The organism is Rhizobacter sp. (assembly GCA_021153565.1).
Classification (GTDB): Bacteria; Pseudomonadota; Gammaproteobacteria; order Burkholderiales; family Burkholderiaceae_C; genus Albitalea.
This window is the reverse complement of record JAJKJU010000080.1, coordinates 16,237-30,936: the sequence shown is the minus strand read 5'-3', so window position 1 is coordinate 30,936 and position 14,700 is coordinate 16,237. Positions and strand designations below refer to the sequence as shown.

15 protein-coding genes are annotated in these 14,700 nt (G+C 63.1%); 13 read left to right on the top strand and 2 right to left on the bottom strand.

Annotated elements, in window-relative coordinates:
* Positions 1-159: 159 nt before the first annotated feature.
* Entirely contained in the window at positions 160-2,364 is a 2,205-nt protein-coding gene (locus AC30NL_RS05095; protein ID WP_489462929.1) for a hybrid sensor histidine kinase/response regulator, read from the bottom strand.
* Between the two features lie 73 nt (positions 2,365-2,437).
* A complete protein-coding gene (locus tag AC30NL_RS05090; protein WP_489462928.1) occupies positions 2,438-3,244 on the bottom strand; it encodes an iron-containing redox enzyme family protein in 807 nt (268 codons plus the stop codon).
* Positions 3,245-3,462: 218 nt separating this feature from the next.
* Here AC30NL_RS05090 and AC30NL_RS05085 point away from each other — a divergent pair, with 218 nt between their 5' ends.
* The 13 genes from AC30NL_RS05085 to AC30NL_RS05025 all read left to right on the top strand — a co-directional run bounded on the left by AC30NL_RS05085 (position 3,463) and on the right by AC30NL_RS05025 (position 14,668).
* Positions 3,463-4,332, top strand: a complete 870-nt coding sequence (locus AC30NL_RS05085; RefSeq protein ID WP_489462927.1) for a cysteine hydrolase family protein — start codon at positions 3,463-3,465, stop codon at positions 4,330-4,332.
* Between the two features lie 36 nt (positions 4,333-4,368).
* On the top strand, positions 4,369-5,580 hold the full coding sequence (pncB, locus tag AC30NL_RS05080) for a nicotinate phosphoribosyltransferase (protein ID WP_489462926.1): 1,212 nt from the start codon (positions 4,369-4,371) through the stop codon (positions 5,578-5,580).
* A gap of 67 nt (positions 5,581-5,647) precedes the next feature.
* Positions 5,648-6,715 carry a bifunctional nicotinamide-nucleotide adenylyltransferase/Nudix hydroxylase gene (locus AC30NL_RS05075; RefSeq protein ID WP_489462925.1) on the top strand — a complete coding sequence of 356 codons (1,068 nt, stop codon included), beginning with the start codon at positions 5,648-5,650 and terminating at the stop codon, positions 6,713-6,715.
* Between the two features lie 28 nt (positions 6,716-6,743).
* The gene (locus AC30NL_RS05070; protein ID WP_489462924.1) at positions 6,744-7,961 is read left to right on the top strand and encodes an RtcB family protein; all 1,218 of its coding nucleotides are present in this window, start codon (positions 6,744-6,746) and stop codon (positions 7,959-7,961) included.
* Between the two features lie 169 nt (positions 7,962-8,130).
* Positions 8,131-8,490, top strand: a complete 360-nt coding sequence (locus AC30NL_RS05065) for a hypothetical protein (protein ID WP_489462923.1) — start codon at positions 8,131-8,133, stop codon at positions 8,488-8,490.
* Positions 8,491-8,574: 84 nt separating this feature from the next.
* Positions 8,575-8,904, top strand: a complete 330-nt coding sequence (locus tag AC30NL_RS05060; RefSeq protein ID WP_489462922.1) for a hypothetical protein — start codon at positions 8,575-8,577, stop codon at positions 8,902-8,904.
* Between the two features lie 67 nt (positions 8,905-8,971).
* Entirely contained in the window at positions 8,972-10,552 is a 1,581-nt protein-coding gene (locus AC30NL_RS05055; RefSeq protein ID WP_489462921.1) for a DUF4384 domain-containing protein, read from the top strand.
* Positions 10,536-10,865, top strand: coding sequence for a hypothetical protein (locus AC30NL_RS05050; protein ID WP_489462920.1), 330 nt, complete (start codon positions 10,536-10,538; stop codon positions 10,863-10,865). The genes AC30NL_RS05055 and AC30NL_RS05050 overlap by 17 nt, the downstream gene beginning before the upstream one ends.
* A gap of 13 nt (positions 10,866-10,878) precedes the next feature.
* Complete coding sequence (locus tag AC30NL_RS05045) at positions 10,879-11,589, top strand: head GIN domain-containing protein (RefSeq protein WP_489462919.1); 711 nt, start codon at positions 10,879-10,881, stop codon at positions 11,587-11,589.
* Between the two features lie 237 nt (positions 11,590-11,826).
* Complete coding sequence (locus AC30NL_RS05040; protein ID WP_489462918.1) at positions 11,827-12,450, top strand: OmpA family protein; 624 nt, start codon at positions 11,827-11,829, stop codon at positions 12,448-12,450.
* A gap of 102 nt (positions 12,451-12,552) precedes the next feature.
* A complete protein-coding gene (locus tag AC30NL_RS05035; RefSeq protein WP_489462917.1) occupies positions 12,553-13,143 on the top strand; it encodes an RNA polymerase sigma factor in 591 nt (196 codons plus the stop codon).
* A complete protein-coding gene (locus tag AC30NL_RS05030) occupies positions 13,140-13,799 on the top strand; it encodes a hypothetical protein (protein ID WP_489462916.1) in 660 nt (219 codons plus the stop codon). Before AC30NL_RS05035 ends, AC30NL_RS05030 begins: the two co-directional genes overlap by 4 nt.
* Positions 13,800-13,804: 5 nt before the next feature.
* Positions 13,805-14,668, top strand: a complete 864-nt coding sequence (locus AC30NL_RS05025; RefSeq protein WP_489462915.1) for a caspase family protein — start codon at positions 13,805-13,807, stop codon at positions 14,666-14,668.
* Positions 14,669-14,700 lie beyond the last annotated feature (32 nt).

The window sequence follows — 14,700 nt, the reverse complement described above, 5'->3', positions numbered from 1 at the left end:
TGAGAGTTTTTCGATCATGCCCGCTCATCACGCCAAAAGCCCCCTGCTCGTCGTTGCAAATGCTCGCCATAGCCAAGCTATGGCTGCGCTTTGCGCCTAGACCTGGATCAGGCGCCTTTTGACGTGCTGCTCGGACACGGTCGAAATACTCTCAGCCTCTCATACCGTTTGTTCCCGTCTCTCCTGCGCTACGTGCGTGTCGAGCACCTGCAGGAGTTCGCCGAAGTTGATGGGCTTTGTCAGATACCTCTCGAATCCATGCTCGATCGCGTCGCTGATCTGCTGCGGTAGTGCATCGGCCGACAGCGCAACGAGACGAATACCGGCCGTTGCTGGGTCGCGGCGCAGGGCCGCTGCCAATTCGGTCCCCGTCATGTCGCCCAGATGCATATCGACAAGCATGAGTTCCGGGGGGTCGAGCCGCGCCATTTCAAGCGCGTGTGCACCACTGGTGGCTATGCGCAACGCCACACCGGGCCGCAAGGTCGCCACTTGCCGTACAAGCTCGACGTTGACTTCGTTGTCTTCGGCATAGAGCACGTCGATTTGCGCGGACTTCGCTCTTACCACGGCGGTATTTCCCCGCGACACAGTTGCAGCGGGCGGCTTGGATGCGCTCTTGAAGCTGGCCCGTGCGACGGTGCCTTGCCCCGCCGTGCTCGAAATCTGCAATTTTCCGCCCATCAGCGCCACCAGGTGACGCGTGAGCACGAGGCCAATGCCGGTGCCCTCGACAGTTGAGCGTTCAGCGCCCAGCCTGTTGAACGGCTCAAAGAGATGGGAGAGCTGCTCGGCGGTCATGCCAATGCCCGTGTCCGAAACGAGCAGCGTGCGCTCGTCTCCGGAGCTTTCAAGCGACAGTTCCACCTGACCTAGCGCTTCGGTGTACTTCAAAGCATTGCTCAGCAGGTTGATCAGCACCTGACGCAGGCGAACACTGTCCGCAAGCACGCAGGTGTCCGCGGCATCCGCCGCCTCTTTCGATACCTTGTTCACGAGCGTGATGCAGCGGCTCAAGGCGAGCTGAGTTACCACGGCCACGGCCTCGTCGGCGACGCCACGCACGTCGACGGGACCGAGCGACAGGGCCATGCCTCCGAGTTCTACCCTCGACATGTCCAGCACGTCGCTCACCAGCGCGAGCAGATGCGCGCCCGCGTTTCGGATGTACTCCACGCGCAACAGCTGTTGAGGCTGCAGTGGCCGCGCTACATCGGTGGCCAGCAACTCGGCGAAACCCAGCACGGCATTGAGCGGCGTGCGAAGTTCATGGCTCATGCGAGACAGGAACTCAGTCTTGGCGCGGTTGGCGGCTTCCAGGGCTTCGCGTGCCTGCCGTTCGCGGCGCGCCGCCTGCTGCTCGCTGACGTCGCGCAGCACCACGGTCACCAGAACGCCCTGATGCTCGGTTTCGAGTCGCGACATGGAAGCTTCCATTGGAAACTCCTCGCCGTCTCCTCGCATGCCCGACAGATCCCATACCGCGCCCGGCGTGCCGGATGCGGCCGAACGATCCGCGACAGTCGGCAAGCGTCCCTGATACAAGTCACGCAGTTGCGGCGGAAACAATTCCGCAAATGGCTGCCCGACAACGTCTTCGGATCGCCGGCGGAAGATGCGTTCGGCGGCGGGGTTGAAGAGCACCACGTCACCCTGTGTGTCGACGGTGATGACAGCATCAGCGACGGCATCGATCAGCTGTTGTAGCGAATGCGCTTGGCGATGGGCCTCGGCCGCGGCAACGGCGCGTGCGCGCAAGCTCTGGCGCACAAACCAGAGCCCGCCAAGACTCAGGGCGAAGGCGACCGCGAGGTTCAGGACGAACAGCGACTGCTGCACCGCGCGCGATGCATTGCCCAACCGCGCGGAAAACTCGCGTTCCAGTTCGGTCAGGTGCGCATTCTGTGCATGCACCTGCACTCGCAGCGCTGGCAGCTCCACGGCGCGACTGTTGCCGGCGGTCACGACGCCATGGATGCGCTCGGCCAGCGCACGCATCTCATCGATGGCCTCGTCGCCGCGTTTCCACGTCGCGATCGGCTCGACCATCAGGGGTGAGCTACTGAACCAGCGGTACAGCCAGATGAGGCCGCCTATATCGTCCGGGTGGTTGCCCCCCGCGAGAAATCCGCGCCGGGCGGCTTCAAGATCCGGGGGGCTTTGTTCGAGCGCCTCGCGCGCCGCCCGGTCACCGAGCGGGATGGCAAGCGCGGCAAGGAAGCGACCGTAGTCCTCGTCGCGTCGACGATCCATGAAGTCGAGAAGTCCGATGTGCGCGTCCTTTTGCCCCTTCGAATACAGGCTCTCGCCCGAGACATACGAGCGGACTGCGGACTGGACCTCGATACTTGCCGTGGTCAGCATGACCTGTACTCCGATCGCGGCGACGAATGCCGCCACGACGGGCCAGGAATGCCGGCGCTGTTTTGCCATCACTTCAGTCGCGTAGGCGCTCCAGAGGGTGGCTCTCGCCAGCCGTATACCGGATCAGGCGCGGCACCGCCGTCGCGGTCAAGCACGCGTCGAGTGTCATTCGCATGTAGTCATAGCTCGACATGATGCGCGACCGTATGAGGTCGAGGTATCCCCGATTCGGGTTCGTCCCGACCAGTGTGCAAATGATGTCGAGCGCCTGCCACGGATGCGTGTCGTCGTATTTCGCATGCAGCTTCAGCCACTTCATGGCCTTGGCGCGCACGGCCGGCTCGAAGCTGTCCTCATAGGTGTCGCGTGAGCACACGAGGGCGGCCCAGTCGCCGGTGACCCCTTCAATGGCGTAGTTGGTGGCAGCCATGGCCGCCGCCAGTGCGTCGCGTTCGCAGGTGTGCCAGCACCAGTGCGACAGTGCTGTGGTCTCGGCCGGCGCCGGCGCATGCAGCAGATCATCGCGGCTCACACCGCTGGCGGACGCCCACTCGAGCCACTGGTCGGCGTGGTTGAGCTCCACGCGGATGTTGTGGATCAGGTAGCGCCGCGCCTGATCATGTCCACGCGCGCGCCCGCACTGCACCTTGAGCAGGCTCATCGCCATGTATTGCGGGAATTGCTCGATCACCGGCCAGACGCCGACGAAGAAGGTGGCGAGCGGTGCTGGCGAGACCTTTGCGTCGCGCATCAGGAGAAAGATCTCATGAGCGGCTACTCGCCGTCGAGCCGGGTCGCATTCCGCGACGATGTCCTGGGCCCAGGACGGATAGCTGGCGATGTCCGTAAGCTCGCCGCTGCGGGTGAAGCTGTCGCTCATGTCATGCCTCCCTGAGCGGCATCTAAGGTATGCGTTGCATCCTGGCCGCCCAGTTGGCGACTGTACTCATATGCCGACGAGGAGGCAATCAAATCGTGTTTGGACCTCAAATACCGATCCGGCTCGTGGCGGCCGCGCTCGCCGTGCACATCATGTGCGCGAATTCAATCCGCGTCTAACAAACCTATAGTTCATTCACGTCACCCAGTGGAGATCTCATGAAGCGCAAGATGCAGCTCCTCATCATCGATCCGCAGAACGATTTCTGCGATCTGCCGGCAGCTTATCGACCCGCCGATCCGGTCGCCGCTGGCCCTGTCGCTCCGGCGCTGCCCGTTGCCGGGGCCCATGCCGACATGCTGCGAATCGCCGATTTGATTCGAGCAGGGACTGCCGGCATCAGCGGCATCACCGTCACGCTCGACTCTCACCACCGCTTCGACATCGCGCACCCGACCTTCTGGGAAACCGGGCAGGGCGCAGCAGTTGCCCCCTTCACGCCCATCACCGCAGATCAGGTCCGCGCTGGCGACTTCATGCCGCGCGCCCCCTCTGCGTTGCCCCGAGCGCTGGCTTACCTCGATGCACTTGAAGCCCGTGGTCGCTACACGCTGATGGTGTGGCCCGTGCACTGCGAAATCGGCACCTGGGGCCACAACGTCCACGCCGATGTGCGCGCGGCCTACAACGTATGGGAGGAGCGTCGACTCGGTATCGTGCAGAAGGTGACCAAGGGCACAAATCCCTGGACCGAGCACTACAGCGCCGTGCTGGCTGAAGTGCCCGACGATGAAGACCCCGACACACAACTCAACCAGGCGTTGATCGAGCAGTTGGACACCGCCGACACCATCCTCATCGCCGGTGAAGCCAGCAGCCACTGTGTCAAGGCCACCACCGAGCACATCGTGCAGCATCTGCCCGGGCAGCGCCCCGAGCGCGTCGTGCTGCTCACCGACTGCATGAGCCCGGTGGGTGGGTTCGAGGCGCAGCATGAGGCTTTCCTGGCCGACATGCGCGCCAAGGGCGTGCAGCTCGCAACGTGCGCCGACGTGTTGCCCCAATTGATTGCCAACGATTCGTGCTGAGAGGCTGAGCCCACAGCACCCGACCGAAGGATCACCATGCGTCCCGTCATTACCAGCCTGCTAGACACAGACCTGTACAAGTTCACGATGTGGCAAACCATGCTGCACCGGCACCCCGAGACGCAGGCCGAATACACCTTCGTCTGCCGCAACCAGAGCGCCTATCCGCTGAGCGAGTTGGCGAGCGAGGTGAACGAGCAGCTCGATCACCTGTGCACGCTGACCTTCGCTGCAGATGAGTTGACGTATCTGCGTGGCCTGCGTTTCATGAAGTCGGACTTTGTCGACTTTCTGCAGATCTTCCGATTCCAACGTGTTTTCATCACTGCACGCCCCGAGGGCGACAAGCTCGAGATCGTGGCGCGCGGGCCGCAGGTACACGTGATGGCCTTCGAGATCTTCGTGCTTGCTTTGGTCAATGAGTTGTACTTCCGCCGCTTCGACAAGGATGAGGCAAAGCAGGAGGGCCGCCGTCGCCTGCAGGCCAAGATCGACACGCTGCGATCCTTCTCCAAGGAACCGGCCAGGCGCAATCCCTTCGAGTTCTTCGACTTTGGCGTGCGCCGCCGATTCGCAGCCGACTGGCAGCGAGAAGTCGTCATGACGTTCAAGCGCGAAGTGCCGCAGTACTTCAAGGGCACGTCGAACGTTCTGCTCGCGAGGGATCTCAACCTCGTGCCCATCGGCACCATGGCGCACGAATACCTGCAGACTTACCAGGCACTGGGAGTGCGTCTGCGCGACTTTCAAAAGGCTGCTCTCGAAGCCTGGGTTCAGGAATATCGCGGCGATCTCGGCGTGGCGCTCACGGACGTGGTCGGCATGGACGCCTTCCTCTGCGACTTCGACCTGTATTTCGCCAAGCTCTTCGACGGCTTGCGTCACGACTCCGGAGACCCGCAGGTGTGGGGCGAAAAGGCGCTGGCGCACTATGCCAAGCTGCGCATCGATGCGAACACCAAGCGGCTCGTGTTCTCGGACGGGCTCGACATCGAGCGGGCCATCGCGCTGTACCGGCACTTCGCCGACCGCACACAACTCGGCTTCGGCATCGGAACCAACCTCGGAAACGACGTCGGGCTCACGCCGCTCAATATCGTGATGAAGCTGACGCGCTGCAACGATCAACCCGTCGCCAAGCTGTCCGACAGCCCTGGCAAGACGCTGTGCGACGACATGACATTCCTGGCCTATCTGCGCCAAGTCTTCAACGTGCAGGCCTGCAAGCGACACACATCATCCGCGTGAGCGCCTGCGCCTTCGCCACCGGCCGGAAAATGCCTATCGCAGCCAAATACGTTTGAGGACCCCACCTGTGAGCCAAGACATAGAGCAGCATGACGTCGCGGTCTACATCGGACGCTTCCAGCCATTTCACAACGGGCATCTTGCCTTGCTCAAGCAAGCGCTGGGTGCGGCACCTCTGTGTGTGATCGTGATCGGATCTGCGTTCCAGGCCAGGTCGCCGAAGAATCCGTTCACGTGGGAAGAGCGCGCGGAGATGATCCGACTCGCCTTGCCTGAATCGGATCGAGCGCGGGTATTGTTCCTGCCGGTGCGTGACTACTACGATGAGACCCGATGGACCGCGGTTGTGCGGCGCGGCGTCGACGCTTTACTCGCAGCGCGTGGGGGGAAGTCGCACTCCATCGTGCTCATCGGCCACTTCAAGGACCCGACGAGCGAATACCTCAAGAGCTTCTCGGGCTGGCGGTTGGTGAGCGTTGGCCGCGTGTCCACGGTGGACGCGACATCCCTGCGCGATGCCTTCTTCGGCCATGCTGGATGCAACGTCGAAGCCGCCGTGGCTGCGCTCGTGAGCCAGGCGCCAGGGAGCACGCTCGATTTCTTGCGCGCTTGGGCCGCACTGCCATGGTTCGAATACATCGCGACCGAGTGGGAGATGCTCAAGCGCTACAAGGAAGCGTGGTCCACAGCGCCGTATCCGCCCATCTTTGTCACGGTCGATGCGATCGTGAGGTGCAACGACCGCGTGTTGCTCATTCGCCGCGGTCAGGCGCCGGGCAAGGGGCTCTTCGCAGCGCCCGGCGGCTTCATCGAACAGCGAGAGACGGCCTATCAGTCAGCGATTCGCGAGCTCAAGGAAGAGACTCACCTGAGCTTGCTCGACATGTCGATGCGCCATGCGTTGAAGGCCACTGCTGTGTTCGATCACCCCGACCGCAGTCAGCGCGGAAGAACGATCACCCACGCCCACTTCTTCGATCTGGGCGAGCGAGAACTGCCCGAGGTCAGGGCCGACGATGATGCTGCTTCGGTCGAGTGGGTATCGATTGAAGAACTGGCTTCGCTCGAAGACCAATTCCTGGACGATCACTTCCACATGCTGGATCACTTTCTGGGGGTGACGGGTGAGGAGTGAGCTCCGTGATTCTTGAAGTGAGATGAACATGGAACAGAACTACAGCACAGAAGATGTCCCCGGTGGTGTGCCGGTGAAGATGTGGACCCGCGGCGTGCCGGTGGAAGACGCGGCGAAAAATCAGCTTGCGAACGCGGCGCGCTTGCCCATCGTTTTCAAGCACATTGCGGCCATGCCCGATGTGCACCTGGGCATCGGCGCCACCGTCGGCTCGGTCATCCCCACCTTGAAGGCGATCATTCCTGCCGCGGTCGGGGTTGACATCGGCTGCGGAATGATGGCTTGCAAGACCACGCTTCGCGCCGAAGACCTGCCGGACAACCTGGCGCCGCTGCGTGCTGCGATCGAGCGCGCCGTGCCGCACGGCCGCGCACCGGGCGCTCGTGACCCAGGGGCTTGGAGCAAGGTGCCCGGTGCGGTGGACACGGCCTGGGCGCAGCTCGAACCTGAGTTCACCGATCTGTGCCGCAACTACCCGAAGCTCGCGAAGACGAACAACCGCAATCACCTTGGAACGCTTGGAACCGGCAACCACTTCATCGAGGTCTGCCTCGACGAGGGGGGCGCGGTGTGGTTCATGTTGCACTCGGGTTCGCGTGGCGTGGGCAACTTCATCGGCACGATGTTCATCGAGCTCGCGAAGCAGGATGCGCTGCGCAACAACGCGAATCTGCCTGACCGCGACTTGGCGTACTTCGAGGAAGGGGCTCGCTACTTCGGCGACTACGTGCGCAGCGTGAGTTGGGCGCAGAGGTTTGCGCAATTGAATCGCGAGGTGATGATGCGCCGCGTGATCGAGGCCGTGAAGTCGGTGATCCACAAGAACTTCCAGAGCCACATTGAAGCGGTGAACTGCCACCACAACTACGTGCAGAAGGAAACTCACTTCGGCGAAGATGTTTTCGTGACGCGCAAGGGCGCGGTGAGTGCGAAAAAGGGCGAGCTGGGCATCATTCCCGGCAGCATGGGCGCGCGCAGCTTCATCGCGCGCGGCAAGGGCAACCCCGAGAGCTTCGACAGCTGTTCTCACGGCGCCGGCCGAACCATGAGCCGTGGCGAAGCCAAGCGCCGCTTCACGCTTGCCGACCAGCGCATGGCAACCGAAGGCGTCGAGTGCCGCAAGGACAAGGACGTGATCGACGAGATCCCGATGGCCTACAAGGACATCGATGCGGTGATGGATGCACAGAAGGATCTGGTGGAGGTCGTCCACACTTTGAAGCAGGTGGTGTGCGTGAAAGGGTGAGGGTCGCGACCAGTCATGCGGCCTGGGCGCTTCCAGCGCACAGCAAATCGGCCAGAAAAAGCAGATCGAAATTTCTTTGAACCGGAATCGAGAGCGCCGCAACTGAAGGTACGGCTCAGGCAGAAACGTCAAGCCAGACACCTCAACTCAACATTCTTTGGAGCTCTTCATGAAATCGATCAAGTCCGTTCTCTTCGCTTCCCTCGTCCTTGCCGCCGGCGCCGCGATGGCTGACACCTCGGTGGTCAACATGGACAACATCAATCAGACCCAGTCCGGCACCCGCAACAAGCAGAACCTGGAGCTTGGCACCGTCAACGGCGGCGTGTTCAGCGGCGGCACAGCACGGGTCAACGCGACCAACATCACCCAGTCGCAAACCGGCACGGGCAACACGCAAGATCTGGTGCTGGGCAAGATCGACAAGGACGTCGGCACGCACTTCACGCAAGTGACGGCCAACCGCGTGTCGCAGATCCAAAGCGGCACCAACAACACGCAGCGCATGAAGGTCGGCGTGATCGAGTAATCGCCAGCTTCACCCGGGCCGAAGCCACAAGCTTCGGCCCGCCTCGCTGAACGCAGCGGATCAATCAGCCACCGGGAGCTGAACATGCAACGCCATCTTCTCATCACCACCATCGTGGCGCTGCTTGCACTGGCCTGCGCTGCCGTGCAAGCCGCCGCCCTCGCCGAGCCGCTGGACATGGACCCGGCGATCTTGTCCAAGCTCGCCCTCGAGCGCGCAAGGAGCCGCGGCCAGGCGTCCGCTGTCGCCCGCGAAGGCGCCACCGTGGCGAGTGACGGCCTGCGCGATCCCGCCGACTGCGGCAACGTCAACATCGGCAACGTCGTGACCGGAGGCAAGCCGGGCTTCCAGCCGCGCGAAATCACTGTCGTGATCACCGGCGACGTCATTAACGCCAACAACAAGTGCAAGTGATCCCTGCGCTACACACCCTGTCGAACATCCGGCCGCCGCGGCAGCCTGTCCGCAACGAAAGACCCGCATGAACGCTCCATTCATTCGCCGCGCCACCCAAGGCCTTGTCGCGCTGATGACTTTCTCGCTCGTCGGTTGCGCGTCGCTCGACTCCGACAAGGTTGTCGCTGAAAAGGTCGAGAAGGCCAAGATTGGTCCGACAACTGCACCTTACAAATCGATCACCAATTTCTCGAGTGGCCTGCGCTGCATGGACAGCCTGCTGCTCGACTTCGGCGTGCGCGACGTTGCGGTCATCGTCGAAGACCTCACCGACCAGACCAAGAAGATCAACACGGGCACCAAGGACATGCTGATCTCGGCGGTGTCTGACATGACGCGCCGCAGCCGCGCCGTGCGGCTCGTCGCCTATGGCCAGGATTCTGGCAACACCATCGGCTTCCTGTACCAGGCGCTGCGCCGCGAGCAATACGCTGTCATCCCGCCGTTTGCACTGCGCGGCTCGATCAGTCAGTTCGACGACACCGTCGTGCGCCGCAACCTCGATGCGGGCGTCAGCTTCGGCACCAACCTCACACTGAGCGCAGCCGCCACAGCGCAAGCATCCATCCTCGGCATCGACCTCACCATGCTGTCGACGCAGGATTTGTCGGTGCTGCCGGGCGTTGGCTCACGGAATTCCGTCATTCTGTTCAAGCAGGGCAAGGGCTTCGACGGCGAAGCGCAGATTCGCAAGTTCGGTATCAACTTCTCTTTGTCCACCGCGACCCAGGAAGGCCAGGCGCAGGCCGTGCGCTCGTTGGTGGAACTCGCAGCGATCGAACTGTTCGGCCGGCTGGCGAAGGTGCCCTACTGGAGCTGCATCGGCGCCAGCGACCAGGATGAAGCTGTGGTTGGCGAGATGCGCGACTGGTACGAGGGGATGGCCGCGAACCCGAACGAGATCATTGGCTACTTCCAGCAGCAGATGCGCATCCGCCGCATCTACGACGGCCCGGTGGACGGTATCGTCAACCCGCAAATCAAGGAGGCCGTGGCGCGTTACCGCGGAGCACTGGGCCTGTCGCGCGAACCCAAGCTGACTTTCGACTTCTTCCAGGCCTACATCGCAGCCAAGCATGAAGAGATCGCCTCCCGCGTCGAACCCGTTCCAGCTGCCGCAGCGACACCCGCAGCGACACCCGCGGCACCATCCGCCGCACCGAACGCTGTTGCCACGGTCGCCCCGCTCTCCTTGCAAGTGGGCTCGGTTGACAACGTCCGCAGCTTTGCCGCCGGCGATGCCGTGCGCCTGAGCATCAAACCCAATCGCGATGCCTACGTGTACTGCTTCCACCAGGACGAGAACCAGAAGATCAGCCGCTTCTTCCCGAACCGCTTTCACCACGATTCCCGTGTCGACGCCACCCAGGGCGTGCAGCTTCCTGGCGCGATGCGATTCGACATCCGCATGAACAAGCGTGCCGTGCCGGAGACGGTGGCGTGTTTCGCCACGGAGCGCGACGTGCTGCCCAACTTGCCGCCTGCACTGAACAGTGGAGACTTCGAGCCGCTGCCGGCCAAGAGCCTGGAGCAGGTGCGCGATGTCTTCGTCGGGGTGACCAAAGGCGTTCTGGCCCAGGAGTACTTCCATGTCCAACCCAAGTAAGCGCGGCGGGCTCGTCCCCATCGTTCTGGCCTCGTTATTGCTGTCAACCGTGGTGCTTGCCGCCGACGAAAGCCGCAATCCGCTCGATGCAGCGCCCCCCGCCCGTACGACGCCATCCTCCGGGGAAACGATGTACCTGGTGCGCTGCTGGCAATACGGCAGGTTGCTGTTCGAGGAACGCGATCTGCAGCTGCCCGCGGACGTGTCGGCCGGCTTGAAGCTGCGCGGCACGGACCGCAACCGACAGGCGGTCTACGTCACCGACACCGGGAACGCGACCTGCCTGATTCGCAGCGTGCCGCCCAAGCATTGAGGCTCGGTCTGCGATGGATACGATTTCACGCCGTCGATGGATGGCCTTCGCAGGCGCTGCAGGGCTCTCGCTTTCGCAGCTTTGCCGAGCGGCCACGCTCGCAACCGAGGAGCGCGCCGTGAGCGGCTTCGACACAGTGTCATGGGAGGCGAACGGCGATCTCTTGATTGAGCAGACGGGCCGCGAGCACCTGAGTATCGAAGCGGAGGCAGTCGTGTTGGCAAAGATCGTGACCGAAGTCCGTGGCGGCCGCTTGCGCATTCGCTTCGGGCCTGGTTCCGTTCAAACCCGATTGCCGATTCGATTCCGAGTGGAAGTCAAATCCTTGTCTTCGCTGGAAACCCGCGGAGCGGGCAGCGTGCGCATCGGCCCGCTGTCAGCTCCTGCGCTGTCGCTTCAGTTGTCGGGAAGCGAAGAATGTCGACTCGACAAACTGGATGCGCGCGCGCTCGATGCCCGGCTGGACGGCTCGGGAGAAATCACCATCAGCGGGGGTCGGGTGGACACCCAGCACATCGTCATTGCCGGCTCCGCGCGATACGACGCCGTGCCCATGGCGAGCCGTCGGGCCGATGTCGCGATCGAGGGCAGTGGCGAAATGCGCCTGGCGGTCTCCGAGCGACTCGACGCGCGCATTTCCGGCAGCGGCGACGTTCTCTACCGCGGACGACCCGTGGTGACACGGCTGGTGACAGGGGCCGGAGAGATTCAGCCCTTGCCATAGCCCCGAAGAGGGCCTTGCCCGTTGAAGTGCCCGTTGAAGTGCCCGTTGAAGTGCCCATTACCCCCCCGGTAAAGGCTGCCTTCGACACTTCGACAGACCCGAACGGGCATTGAATTGATGCACAGAGGGGAACTGCTTCCCGCCTGTGTCCCCCGCACAGGGGAGCGGAAGCTAAAAATTGAACCGTTCCAGCCCCCGTTGCAACCCAGTAGTGCCCCCCTAAACCAGGAGAACACCATGGTCCGCCGACATCTTCTTGCCCCCCTGCTGCTGGCGCTCGTTGCCGGTGCGGCGATGGCTCAGGACGTTCGCTCATACCGTGCCGGCGACGCGGTCGACCCGAGTGATGTGGCTGCCATCCTGGCCTCTCCGGAGAACGCCACACCGGCAATGAAGATGCGCTCGATCCGGCTGCTCGACGATGCACCGTCGGCCCAAGCCGTGCAGCCGCAGCCTGCGCAGTCGCAATACGCTGCGGCGACCACCGACACCAGCCCGTCCGAAAAGCCGGTGGCCCGTCCGCGCGTGTCGGCACTGTCGCTGCCGGTGCAATTCGCTTTCGACTCGGCCAACATACTGCCCTCGGCCCGTCCGCAACTCGACGCACTGGCCGAAGGCATCCGCATGCTTCCGGCCATCCAGAACGTGGTCATCGAGGGCCACACCGATGCGACCGGCTCGGACATCTACAACGAACAGCTGTCCCAGCGCCGCGCCTATGCCGTCAAGCGCTACCTGGTGGCAATGCATTCCATTGAGCCGACGCGGCTGCGCGCCGTCGGCCTGGGCAAGTTCCTGCCGCTGCCGGGCCGAGATCCGCACGCGTCGGAGAACCGTCGCGTGCAGTTCCGCGGCGAGTGACTCCCAGATTCAGCGACCCGACAACCATTGAATCTCTGCTTCCCATTCGAGGCAAACTACCATGACATTCCACTTGCCTCACGCCTTCGCGGCGCGCCAACAATGGACAACGAAGAGGTATTGCGTTTGCTCGGTCGCATTGAGCACGCCGACGAGGCGGCTTTCCGCGAGCTCTACCGCGCGTTCTCGCGCCGGCTTTACGCCTACGTGCTGAGACAGCACGGCGATCCCGCACAGGCAGAAGAAATCGTGGCTGATACCCTTTACGAAGTCTGGCGCCGCCCGAGCGTGTTCCGCGGCGATGCGCAGTTCAGCACCTGGCTGATCGGCATAGCGCGCAACAAGGTGCTCATGGCGTTCCGCTCGCGCAAGCCCGACGATAAACACGAAGACATTGCCGATGTCGCCGAAGTTGTCCCGTCAGAAGAGGCGGGGGCCTTCGAGATGCTCGCGCAGCAGCAACGGCACAAAGGCGTGCGGCATTGCATGGACAAGCTCTCCGACGAGCACCGCGAGTGCATCCACCTCGTGTTTTACGAAGGCATGGGCCTGGCCGAAGTCGCCGGGGTTCAGGCCTGCCCGGAGAACACAGTGAAGACTCGCTTGTTCCATGCGCGCCAGAAACTGAAGAACTGTTTGAAGCTGCTGCTGCAAAGCGAAGGCGGCGGAACGCTTGCTGGAGCTGCACCATGAAATCGAAATTTGATGAACTGCTGCCGTTCTACGTGAATGGCACCTTGCCTGAGGCCGATCGGGCCTGGGTTGACCAATACCTGGGCAAGCATCCGTCCGCCGCCGCCGAACTGCGTTGGTACCAATCGCTGCAGACCAAACTTCGCGAGGACGTGCCCGAGGTGTCGAGCGAAGTCGGGATGGAACGCGCGCTGCACCGCATTCGCACCGAAGGGCCCGCGCCGCAGCTCGCTCGTCGCGCTGCGGCGCCGACATTGTTCGAGCGAGTGGGCGAGTTCTTTCGATCCATCTCCCCGCAACCGATGCTGCGGCCCGCTTTCATCGGCGCGCTCGCCGTCGTCGCGCTGCAGGGCGCGGTGATCGTCGAGTTGATGTTCGACCGTGGCGACGAAAGCAGCCAGCTTCGCGCCATCGCACCGAAGGTGACCGACAAGGGCCCTTACCTGAAGCTGAATTTCAAGCCCGATGCCAAGGAAGCCGACATCCGCATTCTTCTCGTCGAAGTGCAGGGCAGCCTGGCCGCTGGACCGGGCCAGTTGGGCGACTACTACGTGCGCGTTCCCGCCAGCAAGGAGTCGACCGTCGAAGCCAAGCTGAAGGCGAGCCCGATCGTCGACGCCGTCGCAGTTGTCGATGCGCTGCCCGCACAGGAATGACCGAGATGCAGCCCGCACGGCGTCGTCTTTGCGCGGCACTGATGCTCGCCGCCTCTGGCGCGTCGGCATGGGCAGCCCCGCCGACCTTGCTCGCGCAGGCCGGTGCAGCGTCGGCATCGAAAGCCGATGAACGCAGCGTTGCGCTCGTCATCGGCAACAGCGCCTATCGGGTGGGCGCGCTAAAGAACCCCGCCAACGATGCGCAGGCCGTGGCTGCATCGCTGCGCAGTCTCGGCTTCGAGGTCGCGCTGCGCGAGAACACGTCGCTGCGCGACATGATCGAAGCGTTTCGCCAGTTTTCGGTGAGCGCCCGCACAGCGCGTGTGCGAGTCATCTTTTATGCCGGCCATGGGGTGCAGGTGAAGGGCCGCAATTACCTGTTGCCCGTGGACACCGAGATCCGCGCCGAGGACGAGGTGGCGGCGAAGAGTGCCGATCTCAACGAACTGCTCGAACGGCTTGCCTCGATGCAGCAAGGCATCAACATCGTCATCCTCGACGCCTGCCGCAACAACCCCTTCTCCGGCGCCGAGATCGTCGGCCCCGACGGCCGCCGCCTGAAGTTTCGCGGCGCGACGCCGGCAGGCCTTGCGCCGGTCGAGGCGCCGCTGGGCTCCATGGTCGCGTTTTCGACTGCGCCCGGCGGTGTGGCGCTGGACAACCCGGGCGAGAAGAACAGCCTCTATACGAAGCACTTGCTCGGCTTCATGCAGTCGCCCGGGCTGCCGGTTGAAATGCTGTTCAAGCAGGTGCGCCTGAGCGTGGCAAGAGAGACCGGGCGCGTTCAGGTGCCTTGGGAGAGTTCAAGCCTCACCGGCGATTTCTGCTTCCGGCAAGGGCCGAACGGTGGTTGCAGCACGGTGCGTTGAGCCTTGCATTTGAACCGTTATCGAAAAGTGTG

What these genes read in the sequence shown, in the direction of transcription:
- AC30NL_RS05095 (WP_489462929.1), bottom strand. Translation starts at nt 2,364, where the DNA reads ATGCTGACCACGGCAAGTATCGAGGTCCAGTCCGCAGTCCGCTCGTAT.
- AC30NL_RS05090 (WP_489462928.1), bottom strand. Translation starts at nt 3,244, where the DNA reads ATGAGCGACAGCTTCACCCGCAGCGGCGAGCTTACGGACATCGCCAGC.
- AC30NL_RS05085 (WP_489462927.1), top strand. Translation starts at nt 3,463, where the DNA reads ATGAAGCGCAAGATGCAGCTCCTCATCATCGATCCGCAGAACGATTTC.
- pncB (WP_489462926.1), top strand. Translation starts at nt 4,369, where the DNA reads ATGCGTCCCGTCATTACCAGCCTGCTAGACACAGACCTGTACAAGTTC.
- AC30NL_RS05070 (WP_489462924.1), top strand. Translation starts at nt 6,744, where the DNA reads ATGGAACAGAACTACAGCACAGAAGATGTCCCCGGTGGTGTGCCGGTG.
- AC30NL_RS05065 (WP_489462923.1), top strand. Translation starts at nt 8,131, where the DNA reads ATGAAATCGATCAAGTCCGTTCTCTTCGCTTCCCTCGTCCTTGCCGCC.
- AC30NL_RS05060 (WP_489462922.1), top strand. Translation starts at nt 8,575, where the DNA reads ATGCAACGCCATCTTCTCATCACCACCATCGTGGCGCTGCTTGCACTG.
- AC30NL_RS05055 (WP_489462921.1), top strand. Translation starts at nt 8,972, where the DNA reads ATGAACGCTCCATTCATTCGCCGCGCCACCCAAGGCCTTGTCGCGCTG.
- AC30NL_RS05050 (WP_489462920.1), top strand. Translation starts at nt 10,536, where the DNA reads ATGTCCAACCCAAGTAAGCGCGGCGGGCTCGTCCCCATCGTTCTGGCC.
- AC30NL_RS05045 (WP_489462919.1), top strand. Translation starts at nt 10,879, where the DNA reads ATGGATACGATTTCACGCCGTCGATGGATGGCCTTCGCAGGCGCTGCA.
- AC30NL_RS05040 (WP_489462918.1), top strand. Translation starts at nt 11,827, where the DNA reads ATGGTCCGCCGACATCTTCTTGCCCCCCTGCTGCTGGCGCTCGTTGCC.
- AC30NL_RS05035 (WP_489462917.1), top strand. Translation starts at nt 12,553, where the DNA reads ATGGACAACGAAGAGGTATTGCGTTTGCTCGGTCGCATTGAGCACGCC.
- AC30NL_RS05030 (WP_489462916.1), top strand. Translation starts at nt 13,140, where the DNA reads ATGAAATCGAAATTTGATGAACTGCTGCCGTTCTACGTGAATGGCACC.
- AC30NL_RS05025 (WP_489462915.1), top strand. Translation starts at nt 13,805, where the DNA reads ATGCAGCCCGCACGGCGTCGTCTTTGCGCGGCACTGATGCTCGCCGCC.